23 protein-coding genes and 1 tRNA gene are annotated in these 20,294 nt (G+C 60.6%); 10 read left to right on the top strand and 14 right to left on the bottom strand.

Annotated elements, in window-relative coordinates:
* Positions 1 to 45: 45 nt before the first annotated feature.
* Positions 46 to 366, bottom strand: coding sequence for a hypothetical protein (locus ACP7BX_RS14860; protein WP_426160526.1), 321 nt, complete (start codon positions 364 to 366; stop codon positions 46 to 48).
* A gap of 79 nt (positions 367 to 445) precedes the next feature.
* Positions 446 to 688, bottom strand: coding sequence for a hypothetical protein (locus ACP7BX_RS14855; RefSeq protein ID WP_426160527.1), 243 nt, complete (start codon positions 686 to 688; stop codon positions 446 to 448).
* 880 nt (positions 689 to 1,568) lie between these two features.
* Between ACP7BX_RS14855 and ACP7BX_RS14850 the strand changes: the two genes are divergently transcribed.
* The 4 genes from ACP7BX_RS14850 to ACP7BX_RS14835 all read left to right on the top strand — a co-directional run bounded on the left by ACP7BX_RS14850 (position 1,569) and on the right by ACP7BX_RS14835 (position 4,125).
* Positions 1,569 to 1,958 carry an HNH endonuclease gene (locus ACP7BX_RS14850; protein WP_426160528.1) on the top strand — a complete coding sequence of 130 codons (390 nt, stop codon included), beginning with the start codon at positions 1,569 to 1,571 and terminating at the stop codon, positions 1,956 to 1,958.
* A gap of 616 nt (positions 1,959 to 2,574) precedes the next feature.
* The gene (locus ACP7BX_RS14845) at positions 2,575 to 2,802 is read left to right on the top strand and encodes a hypothetical protein (protein WP_426160544.1); all 228 of its coding nucleotides are present in this window, start codon (positions 2,575 to 2,577) and stop codon (positions 2,800 to 2,802) included.
* A gap of 17 nt (positions 2,803 to 2,819) precedes the next feature.
* The gene (locus ACP7BX_RS14840; protein ID WP_426160529.1) at positions 2,820 to 3,056 is read left to right on the top strand and encodes a DUF4224 domain-containing protein; all 237 of its coding nucleotides are present in this window, start codon (positions 2,820 to 2,822) and stop codon (positions 3,054 to 3,056) included.
* Positions 3,057 to 3,060: 4 nt separating this feature from the next.
* On the top strand, positions 3,061 to 4,125 hold the full coding sequence (locus ACP7BX_RS14835) for a tyrosine-type recombinase/integrase (protein ID WP_426160530.1): 1,065 nt from the start codon (positions 3,061 to 3,063) through the stop codon (positions 4,123 to 4,125).
* A gap of 117 nt (positions 4,126 to 4,242) precedes the next feature.
* Here the strand turns inward: ACP7BX_RS14835 and ACP7BX_RS14830 are convergent.
* Positions 4,243 to 4,333, bottom strand: a tRNA-Ser gene (locus ACP7BX_RS14830).
* Between the two features lie 152 nt (positions 4,334 to 4,485).
* Here ACP7BX_RS14830 and ACP7BX_RS14825 point away from each other — a divergent pair.
* Entirely contained in the window at positions 4,486 to 5,157 is a 672-nt protein-coding gene (locus ACP7BX_RS14825; protein ID WP_025858161.1) for a Bax inhibitor-1/YccA family protein, read from the top strand.
* Positions 5,158 to 5,219: 62 nt separating this feature from the next.
* Here the strand turns inward: ACP7BX_RS14825 and murB are convergent, their stop codons facing one another.
* The 8 genes from murB to ACP7BX_RS14785 all read right to left on the bottom strand — a co-directional run bounded on the left by murB (position 5,220) and on the right by ACP7BX_RS14785 (position 12,040).
* Positions 5,220 to 6,239 (bottom strand): UDP-N-acetylmuramate dehydrogenase, encoded by a 1,020-nt coding sequence (gene murB, locus ACP7BX_RS14820; protein ID WP_426160531.1) that lies wholly within the window; start codon positions 6,237 to 6,239, stop codon positions 5,220 to 5,222.
* On the bottom strand, positions 6,236 to 6,700 hold the full coding sequence (locus ACP7BX_RS14815; protein ID WP_010209653.1) for a low molecular weight protein-tyrosine-phosphatase: 465 nt from the start codon (positions 6,698 to 6,700) through the stop codon (positions 6,236 to 6,238). Before ACP7BX_RS14815 ends, murB begins: the two co-directional genes overlap by 4 nt.
* Entirely contained in the window at positions 6,700 to 7,464 is a 765-nt protein-coding gene (gene kdsB / locus ACP7BX_RS14810) for a 3-deoxy-manno-octulosonate cytidylyltransferase (protein WP_028616766.1), read from the bottom strand. Before kdsB ends, ACP7BX_RS14815 begins: the two co-directional genes overlap by 1 nt.
* Positions 7,461 to 7,646 carry a Trm112 family protein gene (locus tag ACP7BX_RS14805; RefSeq protein ID WP_003174668.1) on the bottom strand — a complete coding sequence of 62 codons (186 nt, stop codon included), beginning with the start codon at positions 7,644 to 7,646 and terminating at the stop codon, positions 7,461 to 7,463. The genes kdsB and ACP7BX_RS14805 overlap by 4 nt, the downstream gene beginning before the upstream one ends.
* Positions 7,647 to 7,670: 24 nt before the next feature.
* Positions 7,671 to 8,681, bottom strand: a complete 1,011-nt coding sequence (lpxK, locus tag ACP7BX_RS14800) for a tetraacyldisaccharide 4'-kinase (RefSeq protein ID WP_426160532.1) — start codon at positions 8,679 to 8,681, stop codon at positions 7,671 to 7,673.
* A complete protein-coding gene (locus ACP7BX_RS14795) occupies positions 8,681 to 9,109 on the bottom strand; it encodes an ExbD/TolR family protein (protein WP_010209650.1) in 429 nt (142 codons plus the stop codon). The genes lpxK and ACP7BX_RS14795 overlap by 1 nt, the downstream gene beginning before the upstream one ends.
* A complete protein-coding gene (locus tag ACP7BX_RS14790) occupies positions 9,106 to 9,741 on the bottom strand; it encodes a MotA/TolQ/ExbB proton channel family protein (RefSeq protein WP_033896796.1) in 636 nt (211 codons plus the stop codon). Before ACP7BX_RS14790 ends, ACP7BX_RS14795 begins: the two co-directional genes overlap by 4 nt.
* Before the next feature lie 73 nt (positions 9,742 to 9,814).
* On the bottom strand, positions 9,815 to 12,040 hold the full coding sequence (locus ACP7BX_RS14785; RefSeq protein ID WP_426160533.1) for a DNA internalization-related competence protein ComEC/Rec2: 2,226 nt from the start codon (positions 12,038 to 12,040) through the stop codon (positions 9,815 to 9,817).
* A 135-nt stretch (positions 12,041 to 12,175) separates the two neighbouring features.
* Between ACP7BX_RS14785 and ACP7BX_RS14780 the strand changes: the two genes are divergently transcribed.
* Positions 12,176 to 12,691, top strand: coding sequence for a DUF2062 domain-containing protein (locus ACP7BX_RS14780; protein ID WP_426160534.1), 516 nt, complete (start codon positions 12,176 to 12,178; stop codon positions 12,689 to 12,691).
* Here ACP7BX_RS14780 and ACP7BX_RS14775 read toward each other — a convergent pair.
* The gene (locus ACP7BX_RS14775; protein ID WP_426160535.1) at positions 12,688 to 14,058 is read right to left on the bottom strand and encodes a histidine kinase sensor domain-containing protein; all 1,371 of its coding nucleotides are present in this window, start codon (positions 14,056 to 14,058) and stop codon (positions 12,688 to 12,690) included. The two genes, ACP7BX_RS14780 and ACP7BX_RS14775, sit on opposite strands and share 4 nt — an antisense overlap.
* On the bottom strand, positions 14,045 to 14,773 hold the full coding sequence (locus tag ACP7BX_RS14770; protein ID WP_178953675.1) for a response regulator transcription factor: 729 nt from the start codon (positions 14,771 to 14,773) through the stop codon (positions 14,045 to 14,047). Before ACP7BX_RS14770 ends, ACP7BX_RS14775 begins: the two co-directional genes overlap by 14 nt.
* Before the next feature lie 206 nt (positions 14,774 to 14,979).
* Between ACP7BX_RS14770 and ACP7BX_RS14765 the strand changes: the two genes are divergently transcribed.
* From ACP7BX_RS14765 to ACP7BX_RS14750, 4 genes are all read left to right on the top strand, one after another.
* Positions 14,980 to 17,733, top strand: coding sequence for a response regulator (locus ACP7BX_RS14765; RefSeq protein ID WP_426160536.1), 2,754 nt, complete (start codon positions 14,980 to 14,982; stop codon positions 17,731 to 17,733).
* A gap of 108 nt (positions 17,734 to 17,841) precedes the next feature.
* Positions 17,842 to 18,831: a 2-hydroxyacid dehydrogenase gene (locus ACP7BX_RS14760; RefSeq protein WP_426160537.1), complete on the top strand. Its 990-nt coding sequence runs from the start codon at positions 17,842 to 17,844 to the stop codon at positions 18,829 to 18,831.
* 71 nt (positions 18,832 to 18,902) lie between these two features.
* Positions 18,903 to 19,343 carry a hypothetical protein gene (locus tag ACP7BX_RS14755; RefSeq protein WP_033896804.1) on the top strand — a complete coding sequence of 147 codons (441 nt, stop codon included), beginning with the start codon at positions 18,903 to 18,905 and terminating at the stop codon, positions 19,341 to 19,343.
* A complete protein-coding gene (locus tag ACP7BX_RS14750; RefSeq protein WP_426160538.1) occupies positions 19,340 to 19,744 on the top strand; it encodes an META domain-containing protein in 405 nt (134 codons plus the stop codon). Before ACP7BX_RS14755 ends, ACP7BX_RS14750 begins: the two co-directional genes overlap by 4 nt.
* 32 nt (positions 19,745 to 19,776) lie before the next feature.
* Here the strand turns inward: ACP7BX_RS14750 and ACP7BX_RS14745 are convergent, their stop codons facing one another.
* A complete protein-coding gene (locus ACP7BX_RS14745; protein ID WP_033896806.1) occupies positions 19,777 to 20,238 on the bottom strand; it encodes a TlpA disulfide reductase family protein in 462 nt (153 codons plus the stop codon).
* Positions 20,239 to 20,294 lie beyond the last annotated feature (56 nt).

Below are 20,294 nucleotides of genomic sequence, written 5' to 3'. Positions count from 1 at the left end.
CAACTGTGTTTTTTTGAAAATTGCTTGTACCGAACACAGCGTTTTTTATGTAAGCAGCCTGCGTAGGGTAGCAGCCATGCCTGCTTTTTTTAGTAACTCACGACCAGTTGGGGACTGCGCTCGCGCCCTGTTCAGCCCCCACTCAAGCGCCTGAGTAATGGTCTCGCGTGAACGACAGTCAAATGCCTCCTCGAAAAGCATTTCACCTTCGATATCGTAGATACCAATAAAGAGTTGAGTTTCCCAAAAAACTGACATACGAGCTTGGACATCCAGCGATGTGCCATCAGGCATCCGCTCAATAATGGAGCGGACGTGAAAAGCTGGATTCGTCCATTCCCAGTAAACTTGACCCCTATTTTTCATAAGTATTAACCATCGCTCAGAGTACGGCCTAACGAACACCCCTTTGTACTGGACAGACTCTTTTAATGAAGATTCCAGACTATTCCAATTGAATATCTATCCAGCGCTCAGCAGCTGCGGTTGCCGCCTCTACAGCGTCGACGTAGCTCGACCAAGGGCCTTCAACAATGTCGTAAATAGAAACCTGCACCGTGCACTCCATTGGAATAATGACAGCATGAGTCGGTACATCCGAATCATCCACATATCGAAAAACTATCTGAATGAGGTTTCCGTTGTACTCGTGACGAATAGGCCACGGTCTATCAGCAATCCAGCTCACCTATCACTCCTTGACGAGGCGTTGTGTTTATCACTTATGAGTACATCAAATACGCACATTTGCCACAATACCCACACACAAAATGAATGTATGAGGTGAGAGATTCAAAGCTGGGAAACCATTTCAATTTGCAGGTAGGACATCAGCTAGCGTCAAGAACCTCTGCCAAGCATCGACCGCATTACGATGCCGCGCAACTGCATCATCCCACCGCCCCCCATGCAACTCCCCGGCTGTCACCAGCATCATGATTACGGTGGTGGCAGCATCCAACTCAATCAACAGCTCGTGAGACTGGTATCTAAAATTTTCTTCTCTGCACATATTCAAGGCCCTCGGTGTAAGTCAAAAACAGATTTTTTTTGTCCTAACTCCACTGAATGACCAAATTGAGCTTTGAGATATCCGGGTAGCGGATGAGCGGTCACTTACACTGGCGGGAGCCAGCGCGGGGTAACTTTTCGGGTTTGGCGACTTTTACAGAATCAGTTGCGACGGTAGGTGCTTGCTGCCGAGCCCTTTCGAGACCCCACTCTACTGCCTTTGTCATGGTTTCCCCAAGCCGTGAATCGTACGACTCCTCGAACAGCATCATGCCCTTCACTCCGTATACACCAACGAATAGCTGTACTGCGCCCTCGGATGACATCCTGACTAGAACGTTCAGCAAGGTGCCGTCAGGCAGTCGCTCGTCTTTAGAGCGAACGTGGAGAGTTGAGTTAACCCAATCCCAATAGATTTTTCCCCTGATTCTCATACATACAGCCCTGATATTGACGCGAGAATTATGTGCCTTTATTAAGGGCAAACGGAATAACGCGCGAGAAATATTTACTTACCCCATCCCTTCAAGTCAGCCGCTGCAGCGGCAAGGATACCTATGCGCATGAAGAAAGCTGAGCGCGAACAAGTGCGCCTGAAGTATGGCGGCCACTGCGCCTATTGCGGGGTGCCGCTGGGTGACCGCTGGCACGCCGACCACCTGGAGGCAGTATGGCGCGAGCCCGAACGCGTGAACGGTCAGTACACCGGTGCCATCGTTATGGGTCGCCCAGCAAACCACGCCATCAACAACATGATGCCCGCGTGCGTGCCGTGCAACTTGAGTAAGGCGGCGATGCCGCTAGAGATCTGGCGAGAGCGCATCGCCGGACACCTTAACTCCCTCAACAGCTACCACCCCATCTACCGCCTGGCCAAGTCCTACGGGCTGATTGCCGAGACGGGTGCACCGGTGGTGTTTCACTTCGAAAAGGAGCAGCAGTCATGATCACCACGCTCTGGTTCACCCACGCGCTCATCTATAGGAGGACGAGGCTATGAGAACTGTTCAACGTTTCGTGGATGCCCCCACCGTCCAGTATGGTTTCCGCGTGGTACCGGCGACCTGTGAGGATGCCTAGAAGATCACCAGCTTTCGCCTAGACCGCCGAGTCAACTACTCGATCAGCCAAAAAGGTGAGGTAGTGCAGGAAAGTTAGTGCACCTTGGATCGCTCCGGATGCAGTTGCGGTTGCGAGGATGGTTGCCGTTGTGGCCGTTTCGCTGGTTGCAGTGAATGATTCTACACCGTTTAGCTGCGACAAGAGTTCGCCTAAGCCAGAAAGCAAGTCCCCCGGTTAAGGCTGCTGTAAATATCCTGGCTAGGCGAACGGAAAGATCCTAAACGAAACGCCAATCGAAATCTGTAAGCATTTTCTGAAAGCCAAAAGACAAAACTGACTGCCGGTAAACGGCGGACGAGGTGCGCACCCAGCAAAGTCGGCCTCGCCTTCCGTGGACTGGTAAAGAGCTTCGCCTGCTGAGTACGCGGCGTGAAGATACTCGCAAATAACAATCGCTATCAATATCCACCCGTCAGCCGCCCAACGCGGCAAGGACAACCCATGTATGCAACGAAACTCACCCTGATCCTGCTGGGCGCTTACCTGTACCTGTTCGGCACCGACACCTGGTTTATCTGGATCGGCTCTGACCTGCTCAGCACCGGCACAACCGAGGCACTGCTTTACGCCTTTGCCGATTCTGTGGCCTGGATGCTGATCACCTTCGGCCTAACCATTCACATCATAAAGACGGCACGGCCCGCGGCTGGGTCTTTCGAAAAACCATAGGCATAGAGGTGCACAACATGGAAATGCAAAGCGAAACCCTTGCCGAAGAAGAGCTGGCGGCCATCACCGGCTACATGATCCCATCCGGACAGATCGCCTGGCTTAACCGGAACGGCTGGAAATACGTACTGACGCGGGCAAGGCGCCCAGTGGTTGGCCGTGTCTACGCCCGCATGAAACTGGCTGGGGTTAAACCATCAGTAGAAAACGTTGCGGCCGAAGCCTGGTCGCTGGACCTATCACGGGTAGGATGAAGAAATGCGAGCGAAAAAGGCGGCAAACAGGGACCTGCCGCCACGAATGATTCGGCGTGTACGCACGCTGAAAGACGGTAAAGAGTGGGTTGGGTATTACTACGACGGGAGGAATGAGGACGGGAAGCGGGTGGAAATCCCGCTCGGGGGTGACTTGGACATCGCCAAGGCTGAATGGGCAAAGCTCGACTGCAAGCCAGTGCCAAAGAAGAACGCCCTACTGGGTCAGGTCTTTGATCGGTACGAGCGGGAGATCATCCCGGGGAAGGCGCCCAAAACGCAAAGCGATAACCTGCTGAGCCTGAAGCAGCTGCGCAAAGCTTTCTGCGATGCGCCCATCGACGCGGTGACGCCGCAGATCATCGCGCAGTATCGAGACAGTCGAACAGCAAAGGTGCGTGCAAACCGGGAAATCTCGCTGCTGTCACACATTTACAATATCGCGCGCGAGTGGGGTCTCACCGAAAACAACCCTGCCGCCGGCGTGCGCAAGAACAAAGAGGCGCCGCGAGACTTCTACGCCAGCGAGGAAATCTGGAGCGCCGTGTATACCGTGGCAGCCTCAGAGCTGCGCGATGCAATGGACCTGGCCTACCTGACCGCACAGCGCCCGGCGGACACGCTGTCCATGCGAGAGGCTGACGCCGTTAACGAGTTCCTGCAGGTGTCTCAGGGCAAGACGTCCAAGAAGCTGCGAATCCGCCTGACGGCCGCCGGCGCGATGAATGATTTAGGCGCACTGGTTGAGCGCTTGATCGCACAGAGACGCACCCGTGGAGTTCGAAACCCTTATCTGATCGTCACTGAGGATGGGAGGCAAGTGACCAAGCACATGCTAAGGCTACGCTTTGACGATGCGCGGGATAAGGCAATTGTTATCGCCAGAGAGGCAGGTGACGGGGTTCTGGCAGCAAGCATTCGTCAGTTCCAGTTCCGTGACATCCGCCCGAAAGCGGCCAGCGAGATCCTCGACATAGGGGATGCCAGCCGCCTGCTGGGGCATACGGACAAGCGCATCACTGAGACGGTTTACAGGCGTGTCGGGGAGATAGTAAAACCAGCCCGCTGACATCGAATTGCGGAAACCGCCTGAAATGATGCGGAAACGATAAGTAAATGAGCCGCTTGATCTCTCGCACCACAGAAACGTAAAAGCCCCGCTAGTGCGGGGCTTTTGTTTGAATCTTGGCGGGAAACCAGGGATTCGAACCCTGGAGACGCTATTAACGTCCGCCGGTTTTCAAGACCGGTGCATTCAACCACTCTGCCAATTTCCCTTGTGCATCACAGGATTATAGTAGCCCATCCCGTCTCAGCGGGCGCCATAATACCCGAATGAAACACACTGTCAAACTCTTGCCATAGCTTGTTACAGAGCGTCTGTTATGATCTTTGCGACTGAACGTTTCAAAACCGAAGGAGTGTCGCCATGCGCGAACAGAATTACGCAGTGAATGGTAACGCGCAGGCTGAGCAGCTTGAAGTCAGCCGCGTGTTGCGCAACACCTATGGCTTGCTCGCCCTTACCCTCGCATTCAGCGGCGTGATGGCGTTCGTGGCCCAGCAGATGCGCGTCGGCTATCCGAATATCTTTGTCGTGCTGATCGGCTTCTATGGCCTGTTCTTCCTGACCAACAAGCTGCGTGATTCGGCCTGGGGCCTGGTATCGGCATTTGCCTTGACCGGTTTCATGGGCTTTATCCTCGGCCCGATCCTCAACCGTTACCTCGGCATGGCCGGCGGCGCGGAAGTGGTCAGCTCGGCGTTTGCCATGACCGCACTGGTGTTTGGTGGTCTGTCGGCCTACGTGCTGATCACCCGCAAGGACATGAGCTTCCTGGGTGGCTTCATCACCGCTGGTTTCTTCGTGTTGCTGGCGGCCGTGGTGGCGAGCATGTTCTTCCAGATCAGCGGCCTGCAACTGGCGATCAGCGCAGGTTTCGTGCTGTTTTCCTCGGTGTGCATCCTGTTCCAGACCAGTGCGATCATCCACGGTGGTGAGCGTAACTACATCATGGCGACCGTCAGCCTGTATGTGTCGATCTACAACCTGTTTATCAGCCTGTTGCAGATCTTCGGCATCATGAGCCGCGACGACTGATTGCCAGCGCAATAAAAAATGCCCCGCATCGAAAGATGCGGGGCATTTTTGTTTCAAGGGACTTAATACTGGTTGGGCTCCATTTCCAGATCGACCTTGAAACGTTCTGCTATGTCGCGCTGGATACGCTGGGCCAGGTTCGCAATATCGTGCCCGGTGGCATCGCCGTAGTTGACCAGCACCAACGCCTGCAACGTGTGCACGCCGGCATCGCCGTCACGGAAGCCCTTCCAGCCGGCCTTGTCGATCAGCCAGCCGGCCGCGAGCTTCATCTGCCCATCGGCCTGCGGGTACGCCACCAGGTCCGGATACAGCGCCTGCAGCTCAGCCGCCAGCACTTGGGACACCAGCGGGTTCTTGAAGAAGCTGCCCGCATTGCCCAGCTCTGCCGGGTCCGGCAGTTTTTCCCGACGGATGCTGCAGATCGCGCGGCTGACATCACTCGGTGTCGCTTCGGTGATCCCCTGCCCCGCCAGGCGCTGCTGCACCGGGCCGTAGTCGAGTTTGAGATGGCTGGCGCGGCTCAGGGCAAAGCGCACCCGCAGGATCAGCCAGCGCGCAGTCTCATGCTTGAACAGGCTGTCGCGGTAGGCAAAGTTGCACTCTTCCAGGCTGAAGTCGCGCAGTTCGCCTGTGTGGCGATCCAGGGCGGTCAGGCCAGCGAATACATCCTTGATCTCGACACCGTAGGCGCCGATGTTCTGCATGGGCGCTGCGCCAACGGTGCCGGGGATGAGGCTGAGGTTTTCCAGGCCGCAGAAACCTTGCTCCAGGGTCCACAGCACGAACGGGTGCCAGGCCTCGCCGGCTTCGGCCTCGACCACCACCTGCGTGCCGTCGTCGTGCAACACACGAATGCCCTGGCTGGCCATGCGCAGCACCAGCGCCGGAATGTCCTGGGTCAACAGCAGGTTGCTACCGCCACCGATCACCAGCAGCGGCACCGCGTGGGTGGCTGAATAGGCCAAGGCCTCACGGACATCATCGTCACTGTGGGCCTCGGCGAACAGCTGGGCGCGCACGTCAATGCCAAAGCTGTTGAATGGCTTGAGCGACACCTGCGCAAGCACCTGCAAGGTCATAACCGCCCCTTCAATTCGATCACCAATAAATCACAGGCGCGCTCGATCAGGTCCAGGACCCGTTCAAAGCCTTGTTCGCCTTCGTAATACGGGTCCGGCACTTCGTCCACTTCGGCGTCGTAACGGCGCAGGAACAGGTCCAGCTCCGCCTTGCCCTGGCCGGGTTGCAGGGCCTTGAGGTTGCGCAGGTTGCTGTGATCCATGGCCAGGATCAGGTCATAACGCGCAAAGTCGGCGCGAGAAACCTGCTGGGCACGCTGGGCCGACAGATCGTAGCCGCGCACCAACGCCGCGCGCTGGCTGCGTTGGTCCGGCGGGTTGCCGACATGCCATTCGCCCGTGCCAGCGGACGCGACCTCGACTTGCCCCGCCAGCCCCGCTTCGCGCAATTTATGGCGCAGCACGCCTTCTGCGGTGGGCGAACGGCAGATGTTGCCCAGGCAGACAAACAGAACCTCCATCAGGCCCCCAGCAGGCGACGGACGCGCTCAAGGTCTTCCGGGGTGTCGACACCGGCGGGCGGCGCTTCCAGCGCATCGCCCACGTGGATGCGCACGCCGTGCCACAGGGCGCGCAGTTGCTCCAGGGACTCGGTGTTTTCCAGCCAGCACGGACCCCAACTGACGAAGTCATGCAGGAAACCGGCGCGATAGGCGTAAATGCCGATATGGCGACGGTAAGGCACGCCTTCCGGCAACACGTCAGGCTGCTTGGCGAAGGCGTCGCGCGCCCAAGGCAAGGTCGAACGACTGAACGTCAGCGCCAGGCCATTGATGTCACTGACCACTTTCACCACGTTCGGGTTGAACAGGGTTTCGATGTCTTCGATCGGCTCGGCCAAAGTCGCCATGCGCGCTTCGCCATGGGCGGCGAGGTTGGCGGCCACCTGGTCGATCACACTCGGTGGGATCAGGGGTTCGTCGCCCTGCACGTTGACCACGATGGCGTCTGGCGCCAGGCCAAGCTGGGTGGCCACTTCGGCCAGGCGATCGGTGCCGGAATTGTGGTCTTCGCGGGTCAGCACCGCCTCGGCGCCGAAGCCCTTGCAGGCCTCGATGATGCGCGGGTCGTCAGTGGCCACAACCACGCGCTCGGCGCTGCTTTTGCAGGCCTGTTCCCACACCAACTGGATCATCGGCTTGCTGCCGATCAGTTGCAGCGGCTTGCCCGGCAGGCGGGTCGAGGCGTAGCGGGAAGGAATGACAACGGTAAAGGCGGTGGTCATTTATCCAGGCGCTCATCGGTGGTCAGGGTGCGGGCTTCGCTTTCCAGCATCACCGGGATGCCATCACGGATCGGGTAAGCCAGGCCAGCGCCTTTGCTGATCAGCTCGGTTTTGTCGGCGCTGAGCTTGAGCGGGCCTTTGCAGATCGGGCAAGCGAGGATGTCGAGCAATTTGGTGTCCATGAATGTTTCCTGGAAAGCAGCGGTTTAAGGCAAAAGGCGGGCAGGCAGCAGACGCATCAGCTGCGTGTCGAACCAGGCGACGAACGCCGGCGACGGCAGCGCATCCACCGCAAGGTACCACCAGTCGGGCTGGGCAAAGGCGCGGCACTTCACCGCGTCCTTCTCGGTCATGACCAGCGGCAATGACGGCGTAAAATTCAGGACCTCGGCGCTGTAAGTCGCGTGGTCGGCAAAGCCATGGGGTATTGGCTGCCAGTGTAGCGTTTCAAGGGTAGTGAAGAAACGTTGCGGGTTGCCGATACCGGCGACCGCATGCACCTGCTGGCCGGCTGGAAAATGATCCACCGGCTGCCGTTCGCCGGTCAGCAGGTTGACCAGCGCGGTGGGTTGCAGGCGAAAGGCAAAACCATCGTCTCGATCACTGGTGGCACCGTTGTACAGCAACGCGTCGACGCTCTGGAGGCGCTCCACCGGCTCACGCAACGGCCCGGCCGGCAGGCAACGGCGGTTGCCCAGGCCACGGGCGGCGTCGATCAGCACCAGTTCAAGGTCACGGGCCAGGCGGTAGTGCTGCAGGCCGTCGTCGGAGAGGATCAGGTCGAGGGTTTCGCTGGCCAGCAGCGCCTTGACCGCACGGCTGCGGTCGGGGTCGATCATCAACGGCACGCCGCTGCGCTGCACGATCAACAGCGGTTCATCACCCGCCACGTCGGCGCTGTGGCTGGCTTCGACCCGCCAGGGCAACTGCGGCGGCTTGGCGCCATACCCCCGGCTGACCACACCCACGCGCAAGCCGCTGCGTCGGCAGTGTTCGATCAGCCACAGGATCAACGGTGTCTTACCGGTGCCACCCACGGTGATATTACCGACCACCACCACCGGCACCGGCGATTGGTAGATCTCGCCCTCACCGGCCAGGAAGCGTGCACGCTTGCCCTGCACCACCCGGCGATACAAGGACTCCAACGGCCGCAGCAGCGCAAGTGCCGGATGGCCCTCGTACCAGGCCTTGAGCAAACGATCGGACAGGGCCATCAGGGTTGGCCCGCCGCCTCGACGGTGGTCATGCGCAAATGGCTGAAACCGAGCTTGCCGGCAGCATCCATTGCGGTGATCACGGCCTGGTGCTGGGTCTTGCCATCGGCACTGATGGACAGCGGCAGCTTAGTGTCGCCGCCGGACTCTTTCTGCAAGGCGTCCATCAGGCTGGCCAGGTCGTTTTTCTCGAGCAACTGGTTATTCACCGAAAACACCCCGTCGGCGCTGATGGCGATGTCCAGTTGCTTGACTTGCTGGTCTTCGGCCGGCGAACCGCTCACGGCTTCCGGCAGGTCGACGCGCAGCTCGGTCTGCCGGGTGAAGGTGGTGGTGACGACAAAAAACAGCAGCAGGATAAACACCACGTCGATCAGCGACGCGAGGTTGATATCGACGTTTTCCCGTTGCTTGCGGCGAAATTTCACGCTTTGCCCCCAACCAGGTCCACGTCACGGTCGCCCTGCACCACTTCTACCAGCTTGATGGCTTCCTGCTCCATGCCGACCACCAGTTCATCGATGCGGCGTTGCAGGAAACGGTGGAAGAACACTGAAGGGATACCGACCATCAGGCCTGCGGCCGTGGTGATCAGCGCCTTGGAAATACCACCGGCCAGTACGGCTGCGTTGGTGGTCATGCCGGAGCCCATGAACGAGCTGAAGATATCGATCATGCCCAGCACCGTGCCGAGCAAGCCGAGCAACGGCGCCATGGCGGCAATGGTGCCGAGGGCGTTGATGTAGCGTTCCAGTTCATGGATGACGCGGGCGGCGGCTTCCTCGATGCACTCTTTCATGATCTCGCGACCATGCTTGGAGTTGGCCAGGCCGGCGGCGAGGATTTCACCCAGCGGGGAATTGGCGCGCAGTTCCTTGAGCTTTTCCTTGTCGAGCTGCTTGTTCTTGATCCAGGCCCAGACCTGCCCCAGTAAATGCTCGGGGGTCACGCGGCTGGCGCGCAGGGTCCACAGGCGTTCGGCGACGATGCCGAGTGCGGCGATAGAGCTCATGATGATCGGCAACATCATCCAGCCGCCGGATTTGACCAATTCCCACACAGTGAATGTCCCCTCGAAAAAGTGCGCCACTTTACCATATAGGTGCGTTGACCACAGACCCCATCGGCCGCGCCTAAGGTAACCGCTCGCGCCAGAACCGGCGTTGACTGCGCGCAACAACCGGCGGCGTAAAAGCCCCCAACTGCAGACGCACGGCGCCCTGCTCGGCACTGTCATACACCTGGCTGCCCAACCGCCGGTAGCGTTCCATCACCTGTGGATGGGGATGGCCGAACGCGTTGTGGCGCCCTCGCGAGATCAGCACGGATCGCGGAGCAAGCCGTTCCACAAAGGGCCAGGACGAAGAACTGCGACTGCCGTGGTGCGGCGCTTGCAGCCAATCAGTGCGCACCGCCAGGGGTGACGCGAGCAAGGCGTGTTCGGCGGCGCGGTCAATATCACCGGTCAGCAGCAGGCGCTCGCCATTGGCCTGCACCTGCAAGACGCAGGACTTCGCGTTGCCACTGATAGCGTCCGGCCACTGCCAGAGTTCGAAGCTCACACCGTCCCAGGTCCATCGCTCGCCGCTGACACAAGGTTGGGTGCCGAGCGATGACGGCAAGCCTTCAGTTTCCCCGCCCACCACGCGCTTGATCGGCATGCCCTTGGCAACGGCTGCCGCACCCCCCGCATGATCGGCATCGGCGTGACTGAGCAGCAGCATGTCCAACTCCCCTACCCCGAGTTTTCGCAGCGACGGCAGGACAACGCGTGCGCCCAGATCAAAGCTTCCGGAGCGCGGACCGGCGTCGTAGAGCAACGCGTGATGACGGGTGCGCAGAATCAGCGATTGGCCCTGGCCGACGTCCAGTTGCACGACCTCTACTTGTCCATGAGGGATCAATTCTCGCGGGGGAAACACCGCCAACAGTAGCATCGGCAATCCGAGCAGACGAAATGGAACACCCTTTGGCAGCAGGAGCAGCACGGTCCCCAGCAGACTCACCAGCCAATAGCCCAACGGCACTTCGGCCGGAATCCAGGCGGGCATTTGCCCGGCGAGCCACGCCAAGCCCTTGAACAAGCCATCCAGTGCGCCACCCGCCAACCACAGCAATCCTTCACCCACCAACGGCAGCCACAGCAATGCGGTACCCAACAATGCCAGCGGCAACACCACCAAGCTGATCCATGGCACCGCCACCAGGTTAGCGAACGGCGCACTCAGGCTGATGGGCAACCCCAACACCAACAGGACCGGAAACAATCCGATCGCAATCAACCACTGCGGCCGGGTCCATGCCTGCCACAGGCTCCACGGCCCCAGACGGCCACCAAACGCCAGGATCAGCACCGCCACCGCCGCAAAGGACAGCCAGAACCCCGGCTGCAAACTGGCCAACGGCTCCAGCACCAACACCCCATTGAGTGCCAGCAACAAAGGCCACCACAGCCCCAGATGACGAAAGCGCAATCGCCAAAACAACACCAACCCGACCATCACACAGGCGCGCTGCACCGGCACGCCAAACCCGGCCAGCAAGCCGTAGCCCAACGCCGTGGCGAACGCCAGCGCACAGGCCCATGGCAACCACGGCCAGGTTCGAGACCAGCATCCATAGCGCGCCAGGCCGGCGATCAAGCCGTAGATCAAGCCCGCGAGCAAACCGATGTGCTGGCCGGAGATGACCAGCAAATGCACGGTCCCGGTATCTTGCAGCACCTGCCAATCAGCGGCGGTCAATCCAGAGCCATCGCCCAAGACCAGGGCGATCAGGCCTGCTTCCCGGCCTTGGGCATCCACCATCATCAGGCGCTGGCGCACACCGTCGCGCCAGGCGTTGGCAGCCGGTGCCAGGCGTTCTCCGTCCTTTACCGTGCCCGTGGCGCCAATCCGCTGGGCCAGCAGCCAAGCCTCCTGATCAAACCCATGGAAGTTCAGCAACCCGGCCGGCCGCTTCAGGGTGATTGCCAGGCGCCAGCGTTCACCGCTGCGCACAGCCGGTCCACCGCGCCAGGACACCCGGATACGCGTGGGCAACCGGGCATTACGCGACCGACTGTCGGTCAGCACGAAGCGCACGCCATCGCCCGTCTGTTGCGGCAAACCGATGACCCGCCCTTCTACCCAGCGCGTCTGACCATCCAGCGCCGGCCTGAGGCGGTCATCCAGCGCCCACTGCGCACTCATGCACGCCCAACTCAGCCCGAACAGGAAAAACGCCAAGGGATACGTGCGAAACGGCAACAACATCAAGGCCAGCACCAGCAAGGCAATCAGCCAACCGGTCGTCGGCAATGCCGGTAAAAAGCGCAAGGCCAGCAACCCCAGTGCAAACGCGCACATCCCTGTCCTCATGGATCATCCTTTTCCAGTGATCCACTCAGTCTTAGCCGGATGCCCAGCACGGCCTATGATGTTTTGTCACAAAGTCTGAATTTTCTGTTTATAGAATGCGGGCATACTTGCCCCTCGAACTGACCTGGACCCCTTATGCCCCGGCGCTTATTCAAACGATACATGCCTGACCCCAGCAGTATCAGGGAACACAAGTCATTACAGTTTCTCGGCACGTTGCTGCATGACCCGAACCTCTGGCACCTGAACCGGCACTCGGTCGCACGCGCAATGGCCGTGGGTTTGTTCGCGGCGTTTATCCCGATTCCGTTGCAGATGCTGCTGGCTGCCGTGCTGGCAGTCACCGTGCGCGGCAATATGCCCATCGCGGTCAGCCTGGTGTGGCTGACCAACCCGATCACCATGCCGGTGGTGTTTATCTGCACCTACATGACCGGCGCCTGGCTGATGAATGTGCCGCCGCGCAGCCTGCCGGATGACCTGACCTGGGAATGGATCAGCGGCCAATTGAGTACGTTATGGCAGCCATTCCTGCTGGGTTCAGTGGTGCTGGGGCTGGTGTTGGGCGCGATCGCGTATTGCCTGACCATGGGCTATTGGCGCTGGTGGGTGGCCCACCAATGGAAAAAACGCAAACAGCGTCGCGCCTAGCAAGCCCGCAGGCGCAGATGCACGCGCAGCCCTTTTCCGGTGTTTTCCGCCCACAAGCTGCCGTCCTGGCGCTGCACGGCATTGCGCGCGATGCTCAAGCCCAGGCCGAAGCCACCATCGCCGGGGCGTGATCCGTCCAGGCGCGTGAAGGGTGCGAAGATCCGTTCCAGGTCCCCGTCATCAATCCCGCCGCCCTGATCCTCCAGCCACACATGCCAATAGTCACCTTCGCGACGCCCATCCAGGCTGACCACGCCGCCCACGGGTGAATGGCGAATGGCATTGCGCAGGATGTTCTCCAGGGCCTGGGCCAACGCATTCAGGTTGCCACGCACCCAGCACTCCGGGCCGAGCAGGCACGGCAGGCGCGGTGCCGGCCAATCGCTCTCGAAACATGCGTTTTCGCGCAACATGTCCCACAGCGCTTGAAGCTGGATATCTTCCTGGGGCAGCGGCGCCCGCTCGGTGTCCAGCCAGGCCAGTTGCAGGCTGTCTTCCACCAGGCGCTGCATGGCGTCGATCTCACGGCCGAGCCGCTCGCGCAGCTGCGTCAGGTCCTGCTCACTGTCACAGGCCACCCGCAGGCGGCTCAGCGGTGTGCGCAGTTCATGGGACATGTCTCGCAGCAGTTGCTGCTGCAACACCACGGTGCCCTGCAAACGCTCGGACATATGGTCGAACGCGCGGCCCAGCTCGCCCAACTCATCCTGACGACTGGTGGCGTCGTGGGACAGCCGCGTATTCAACTGGTCGGCCCGCCAGGCGTTGGCCTGCTCACGCAATTGATTGAGGGGCATGATCAGCAGCCGATACAGACCGACGCACAGCAACAGCGTAAACAGACCGGGAATCACACCATTGGTCACTACCCGCCAGAACAGTTGATAGCGTCCCGGCATGAAACGCTGTGGCAATTCGATCACCAGCGAACCCGCGCTGGGGTCGGCGGGAAACGGGATTTTCAGCCACGGCAGGCCTTTGGTATGCCGGCTCACCGGCCAGTCCAGGCCACGCAGAAAGGTCAGGCGCTGGCTTTCCTTATCGGTCAGCGGGTAGCTGCTCAGCGATTGCAAGTCATTGCCGATCACACCGATCCAGGTACTTTCGCGCTTGCCCATCTCCTGCAGCCACGCATCGACGCCCGCATTGCCGCCTCGGTTCCAGGCCTGTTCCGCACGTACCGCGTAGCCACTCAAGGTGATCCGCGCTTCATCGGACAGGTAGGCGTTCTGCTGCTCCATGTACCGACCCCACGACCAACTGAGCCAGATCATCAGCAAACAGAAGGCGATCAGCAGGCAGGCCAGCTTCCAGAATAACGAGTGCTTGCCCGGCAGGCGTTTAAAAGGCCGTTTAAAGGCTGTCATCGGCACCGCTCAACACATAGCCCTTGCCCCACACCGTGCGCACTTCGCGCTCGGTGTAGCCGATGGCCTTGAGCTTGCGGCGGATCTGGCTGATATGCATGTCCAGGCTGCGGTCATGGGGCGCGTAACCGCGTTGCAGCACATGCTGGTAAAGGAAGGGTTTGCTGAGGACTTCTTCCGCGTTGCGATGCAGGGTTTCCAGCAGGCGATACTCACTGCGGGTCAGGCCAGCCCAGTGTTCCAGGTGGAAGACATCGCACAGCTCATCGTCGAAACGCAGGGTGCGAGCGTCGTCACGCGCGGGCGCCAGGCTCGGCAATGGGCGTCGGTCCAAGGCGACACGGCGCAGGATGGCTTCGATGCGCACGCGCAACTCGATCATGCTGAACGGCTTGGGCAGGTAGTCATCGGCACCCAGGCGAAAACCGCTGATGCGATCAGCCTCGGCACCGAGTGCCGACATCAGGATCACCGGGATCGAATGGCTCTGGCGCAGATGGGTGAGGATCGACAACCCATCCAGCCCCGGCAACAAAATATCCATCAACACCACGTCGAATACCTGATCGCGCGCCATCTGCAGGCCTTGCTGGCCGTTCTGGCACCAGGTGACGTGGAAACCACAGCGCCCCAGGTGCTCATGGACATAGGCGCCCAGCACGGGGTCATCTTCGATGGTCAGGATACTGGGCAGGCCAATTGCTACGGGATTCATTAGTATCTGCAAGTCATTCTCAATGACTGATTATTCAAGATAACCCCGCCGCAGGCAATCGCCACTGGCCGCCAAATGCCTTCAAGATTGCCGTATGTCATTAATTTGCAAGATTCCTCGCCGCGCAAATGGCTACACTGCGCAGGTGGCGCGGGCCGGATGCCCGCGCAATTCCGTAGATATCAATGTGGTAGCAGGAGAGTGGCGTGCTGACAAGAATGGGGATCAAAGGCCGCGTACTGTTGCTGACCTTATTACCGACCAGCCTGATGGCCTCGTTGCTGGGCGGCTATTTCACCTGGATGCAGCTCTCGGAACTGCAGACCCAATTGCTGCAACGCGGCGAAATGATCGCCGAACAGCTGGCGCCCCTGGTCGCGCCCGCCCTCAGTGCGCGCAACACTGATTTGCTCGAGCGCATCGCCACCCAATCCCTGGAACAGCCGGACGTGCGTGCCGTGTCCTTTCTCAGCCCAGACCGCGCGCCCCTCGCCCACGCTGGCCCGACCATGCTCAACCAGCCACCGGTCGGCAACAGTTCCCATTTATTGCAGCGCACCGGCAATGATGCCACCCGCTATTTGCTGCCGGTGTTTGGCCGCCATCGCAACCTCGCGGGCGACCTGATCCCGGATGAAGCCGACCGCCTGCTGGGCTGGGTCGAGGTGGAACTGTCCCACAACGGCATGTTGCTGCGTGGCTACCGCAGCCTGTTCGCCAGCCTGTTACTGATCGCCATCGGCCTGATCTGCACTGCGGCGCTGGCCCTGCGCATCAGCCGCACGATCAACTCGCCCATTGGCCAGATCAAGCAAGCCGTGGCCCAACTCAAGGACGGCAACCTGGAAACCCGCTTGCCTCCCTTGGGCAGCCAGGAACTGGACCAGCTTGCCTCGGGCATCAACCGCATGGCCGAGACCTTGCAGAACGCCCAGGAAGAACTGCAACACAGCATCGACCAGGCCACTGAAGACGTGCGCCAGAACCTGGAAACCATCGAGATCCAGAACATCGAACTGGACCTGGCGCGCAAGGAGGCTCTGGAGGCCAGCCGCATCAAGTCGGAGTTCCTGGCCAACATGAGCCACGAGATCCGCACGCCGCTCAACGGCATTCTCGGCTTCACCCACTTATTGCAAAAAAGCGAACTGACCCCGCGCCAACTCGACTACCTGGGCACCATCGAAAAATCCGCCGACAACCTGCTGGGCATCATCAACGAAATCCTCGACTTCTCGAAAATCGAGGCCGGCAAGCTGGTGCTCGACAGCATCCCGTTCAACCTGCGCGACTTGCTGCAAGACACCCTGACCATCCTCGCCCCCGCCGCCCATGCCAAGCAGCTGGAACTGGTGAGCCTGGTGTACCGCGACACGCCGTTGGCGCTGGTGGGCGACCCGCTGCGCCTCAAACAGATCCTCACCAACTTGATCAGCAACGCGATCAAGTTCACCCGTGAAGGCACTATCGTCGCCCGCGCGATGATCGAGGACGAGCAAGAAGACAGCGTGCAATTGCGCATCAGTGTGCAGGACACCGGCATCGGCCTGTCCAGCCAGGACGTGCGCGCGTTGTTCCAGGCCTTCAGCCAGGCCGACAACTCGCTGTCGCGCCAACCGGGCGGCACGGGGTTGGGCCTGGTGATTTCCAAACGCCTGATCGAGCAGATGGGCGGTGAAATCGGCGTCGACAGCACGCCGGGCGAAGGCTCGGAATTCTGGATCAGCCTGAACCTGCCCAAGACCCGCGATGATGTCGAAGACTTGCCTTCCGCGCCGCTGCTGGGTCATCGCGTCGCGGTGCTGGAAAACCACGAACTGGCACGCCAGGCGCTGCAACATCAATTGGAAGACTGTGGCCTGGAGGTCACACCGTTCAACAGCCTGGAAAGCCTGACCAACGGCATCACCAGCGCCCACCAGACCGAGCAGGCCATCGACCTTGCGGTACTCGGCGTCACCGCCAACGACATCCCGCCCGAGCGCCTCAACCAGCACCTGTGGGACCTCGAACACCTGGGCTGCAAAGTGCTGGTGCTGTGCCCGACCACCGAGCAGATGCTGTTCAACCAGTCCGTACCCAACCCCAACAGCCAGTTGCAGGCCAAGCCGGCGTGCACGCGCAAGCTGCGTCGCGCGCTGTCCGACCTGATCAGCCCGCGACCGTCACGCAGCGAACCGGGCGAGCCGTTGTCCAGCCGTGCGCCGCGCGTGTTGTGCGTGGACGACAACCCGGCAAACCTGCTCTTGGTGCAGACGCTGCTGGAGGACATGGGCGCACGGGTGCGCGCCGTGGAAAGCGGGTATGCCGCCATCGATGCGGTGAAACAGGACACCTTCGACCTAGTGCTGATGGACGTGCAAATGCCCGGCATGGACGGCCGCCAGAGCACCGAGGCGATCCGCCAGTGGGAAAGCGAGCGCAGCGGCACGCCATTACCGGTGGTCGCCCTCACTGCCCACGCCATGGCCAACGAAAAACGCGCCTTGCTGCAAAGCGGCATGGACGATTACCTGACCAAACCCATCAGCGAGCGGCAACTGGCCCAGGTGGTGTTGAAGTGGACCGGCCTGGCCCTGCGCAATCAAGGCCCGGAACGCGCAACGGACGGCCTCGGCCCTGGCATACAACTGCCCGTGCTGGACCATGAAGAAGGCCTGCGCCTGGCCGCCGGCAAGGCAGATCTCGCGGCGGACATGCTTGCCATGTTGCTCGCCTCCCTGGAGGCCGACCGCCTGGCTATCACCCTTGCCCGTGACGCCAACGACAACAACGCCCTGATCGAACGCGTGCACCGCCTGCATGGCGCCACCCGTTATTGCGGCGTACCGCAACTGCGGGCTGCCTGCCACCGCGCCGAAACCTTGCTCAAGCAAGACGACGCCAAGGCCCAGCATGCCCTGGACGAACTGGACATGGCCATTGCCCGACTCGGCAGTGAAGCGCGGGTCAACGCCTGACTTTGTAAAGGAACAGGCTTTTGTGGTGAGCGAGCTTGCCTCGCGCGGGGCAAGCCCGCTCACCACAAACAGCCTGTTCATTCATTTGTAATTGCAGGGAGCATTTCCATGCGCGTCATTCTTTTCAGCAGCCAGACCTACGACCGCGACAGTTTTCTCGGTGAACCCTTGCCGGATGGCCTGGAACTGCAGTTCCAGCCCGCCCGCCTCAACCTCGACACCGTGGCCCTTGCCGAGCATCACGAAGTGGTCTGCGCCTTTATCAACGACGACCTCAGCGCCCCGGTCCTGGAGCACCTGGCCAAGGGCGGCACGCGGTTGATCGCGCTGCGCTCGGCGGGCTACAACCATGTGGACCTGGCCGCCGCCAAGCGCCTGGGCCTGACCATCGTGCGCGTGCCGGCCTATTCGCCCCATGCGGTGGCCGAGCATGCGGTCGCGCTGATCCTCGCCCTCAACCGTCGCCTGCACCGCGCCTATAACCGCACCCGCGATGGCGATTTCAGTCTGCACGGCCTCACCGGCTTCGATCTGGTAGGCAAGACTGTCGGCGTGGTCGGCACCGGACAGATCGGAGCCACTTTTGCCAAAATCATGGCAGGCTTCGGTTGCCAGTTACTTGCCTACGACCCCTTCCCCAACCCGCAAGTGCAGGCCCTGGGCGCGCGCTACGTGAGCCTGCCCGAACTGCTGGCCCAGGCGCAGATCATCAGCCTGCATTGCCCGCTGACTGCCGACAGCAAGCACTTGATCAACGCCCGCTCCCTGGCACAGATGCAGCCAGGCGCGATGCTGATCAATACCGGTCGCGGCGGTCTGGTCGACACCCCGGCGCTGATCGAGGCGCTCAAGGACGGCCAGCTCGGCTATCTGGGCCTGGATGTGTATGAAGAAGAAGCCCAGCTGTTTTTCGAGGACCGCTCCGACCTGCCCCTGCAGGACGACGTCCTCGCGCGCCTGCTGACCTTCCCCAACGTGATTATCACCGCCCACCAGGCGTTCCTGACCCGCGAAGCCCTGGCCGCGATTGCCGGCACCACCCTGGCCAACATTGCCGCGTGGGCCGATGGGCATGCGCAGAACCTTGTCGAGGGATGATCAGCGGTCACATACCAGGCTCATGATGAGCCAGCACCCGTGATAGGATGCCGCGCCTATTTGGAGGATCCATGGCCGAACACGATTTCCGCTTCAGTTTGCTGAGCCCGCAACACACCCTGATCGAATGCCGCGCCCTGGTGCCGGGCCGTTACCAAGTCACCGGCAACGGTGGCTCGATCAAGCATGGCGACATTTTGATCGTCTCCCTGCGCGGCAGTAAAACCCTGTCGATGCGCCTCACCGTCGAAGGTGATGCGCGCTACTCCATCCGCCCGGCGGGCCAATGGGTCGCCATGGCCCAAGGGCCGAAGTTCGGCGAGTTGGAGATTCACACCTGGAAGGTCAACTGCGACAGCTGCGAGGCCGTGTTGGAGTTTGAATTCGCGGTGGAAACCAAGCTGACCAAAGAACCGCTGCAACCGGCCGCCAACGCGCGCATTGCCGAATTGGGCTGGGCCAGCGAGGGCGACAAGCACCGCTGCCCTAAATGCCAAAAGGCCGCGCAATGAAAGGCCTGCTTCTGCTCGCCGCCGTCGGAGCGGCCCTGACGGGCTGCGCCGGGGATGTGGTCAAGCTCAAGCAGGATCACAGCTATGTGGTGGAATGGATTGGTGAACGGCCGCTGATGGACTACGCGCACCTGACCGTCACCCTCGGCGCCGATGGCCGTGCCTACGGCAACGGCGGCTGCAACCACTGGTTCGCGCCCTACACCGTCGACGGCGAAAAGCTCAGCTTCGGCCAGATCGGCAGCACCCGCAAACTCTGCGCCGAGGCCTTGATGGAGCAGGAACACCGCTTCTTCCAGGCCCTGCAAGGTGTGCAACGTTGGGACATCTCGCCGATCGAGCAGACGCGTTTCTGGCCGGCCGAGGGCAAGCCGATTCGGCTGTGGCTTGAAGAAGGCTGATCGATGGGAGGGGCAAAACCCCTCCCATTTTGTTATCCGCGCAACGCCTTGAGTTTGGCCAGCACCCCTTCCGCCGTCTGCTCGCCCATCAACGTCTCACGTACCTTGCCCTTGTCATCGATGATGTAGGTCACCGGCAAGGCTTCGCTGCGCGGGATATCGAAAATCTCTTCGGGATTCTGCGCCAGCACCGTGAACTTGATGCCCAACTTGTCACTGGCGGCTTTCAGCTCTTCGCCCTGCACATTGTCGAAGTTGACCCCGAACACACCCACGTTCTGCGCCTTCAGTTGGTCGGCCAAGGCATTGAGTTCAGGGATTTCCGTGCGGCACGGGCCACACCATTCGGCCCAGTAGTTGACCACCAGCCACTGCTTGTCCAAGCGTTCGGCAGCCACCTTCTTGCCATATTGGTCAACGCCGTAATCGTTACCGCAGCCGCTGAGCAGCAGGGTTGTGATGATCGCCAATGCACCGATCAGTCGCCTTGTCATGGGGTAATCCTTCGCAAAAATGAACGTTGGCTGCGACCTATCGCCTCTTACGGTTT

Source organism: Pseudomonas sp. DWP3-1-3b3 (genome assembly GCF_049896305.1).
Taxonomy (GTDB): Bacteria; Pseudomonadota; Gammaproteobacteria; order Pseudomonadales; family Pseudomonadaceae; genus Aquipseudomonas; species Aquipseudomonas azotoformans_A.
The sequence above is the reverse complement of the archived record's forward strand: the minus strand, read 5'-3'. Positions and strand labels throughout refer to the sequence as shown.

Bases quoted from the DNA above. Each gene is read 5' to 3' on its own strand.
- ACP7BX_RS14860 (WP_426160526.1), bottom strand. From the start codon at position 366: ATGAAAAATAGGGGTCAAGTTTACTGGGAATGGACGAATCCAGCTTTT.
- ACP7BX_RS14850 (WP_426160528.1), top strand. From the start codon at position 1,569: ATGCGCATGAAGAAAGCTGAGCGCGAACAAGTGCGCCTGAAGTATGGC.
- ACP7BX_RS14845 (WP_426160544.1), top strand. From the start codon at position 2,575: ATGTATGCAACGAAACTCACCCTGATCCTGCTGGGCGCTTACCTGTAC.
- ACP7BX_RS14840 (WP_426160529.1), top strand. From the start codon at position 2,820: ATGGAAATGCAAAGCGAAACCCTTGCCGAAGAAGAGCTGGCGGCCATC.
- ACP7BX_RS14835 (WP_426160530.1), top strand. From the start codon at position 3,061: ATGCGAGCGAAAAAGGCGGCAAACAGGGACCTGCCGCCACGAATGATT.
- ACP7BX_RS14825 (WP_025858161.1), top strand. From the start codon at position 4,486: ATGCGCGAACAGAATTACGCAGTGAATGGTAACGCGCAGGCTGAGCAG.
- murB (WP_426160531.1), bottom strand. From the start codon at position 6,239: ATGACCTTGCAGGTGCTTGCGCAGGTGTCGCTCAAGCCATTCAACAGC.
- ACP7BX_RS14815 (WP_010209653.1), bottom strand. From the start codon at position 6,700: ATGGAGGTTCTGTTTGTCTGCCTGGGCAACATCTGCCGTTCGCCCACC.
- kdsB (WP_028616766.1), bottom strand. From the start codon at position 7,464: ATGACCACCGCCTTTACCGTTGTCATTCCTTCCCGCTACGCCTCGACC.
- ACP7BX_RS14805 (WP_003174668.1), bottom strand. From the start codon at position 7,646: ATGGACACCAAATTGCTCGACATCCTCGCTTGCCCGATCTGCAAAGGC.
- lpxK (WP_426160532.1), bottom strand. From the start codon at position 8,681: ATGGCCCTGTCCGATCGTTTGCTCAAGGCCTGGTACGAGGGCCATCCG.
- ACP7BX_RS14785 (WP_426160533.1), bottom strand. From the start codon at position 12,040: ATGAGGACAGGGATGTGCGCGTTTGCACTGGGGTTGCTGGCCTTGCGC.
- ACP7BX_RS14780 (WP_426160534.1), top strand. From the start codon at position 12,176: ATGCCCCGGCGCTTATTCAAACGATACATGCCTGACCCCAGCAGTATC.
- ACP7BX_RS14775 (WP_426160535.1), bottom strand. From the start codon at position 14,058: ATGACAGCCTTTAAACGGCCTTTTAAACGCCTGCCGGGCAAGCACTCG.
- ACP7BX_RS14770 (WP_178953675.1), bottom strand. From the start codon at position 14,773: ATGAATCCCGTAGCAATTGGCCTGCCCAGTATCCTGACCATCGAAGAT.
- ACP7BX_RS14760 (WP_426160537.1), top strand. From the start codon at position 17,842: ATGCGCGTCATTCTTTTCAGCAGCCAGACCTACGACCGCGACAGTTTT.
- ACP7BX_RS14755 (WP_033896804.1), top strand. From the start codon at position 18,903: ATGGCCGAACACGATTTCCGCTTCAGTTTGCTGAGCCCGCAACACACC.
- ACP7BX_RS14750 (WP_426160538.1), top strand. From the start codon at position 19,340: ATGAAAGGCCTGCTTCTGCTCGCCGCCGTCGGAGCGGCCCTGACGGGC.
- ACP7BX_RS14745 (WP_033896806.1), bottom strand. From the start codon at position 20,238: ATGACAAGGCGACTGATCGGTGCATTGGCGATCATCACAACCCTGCTG.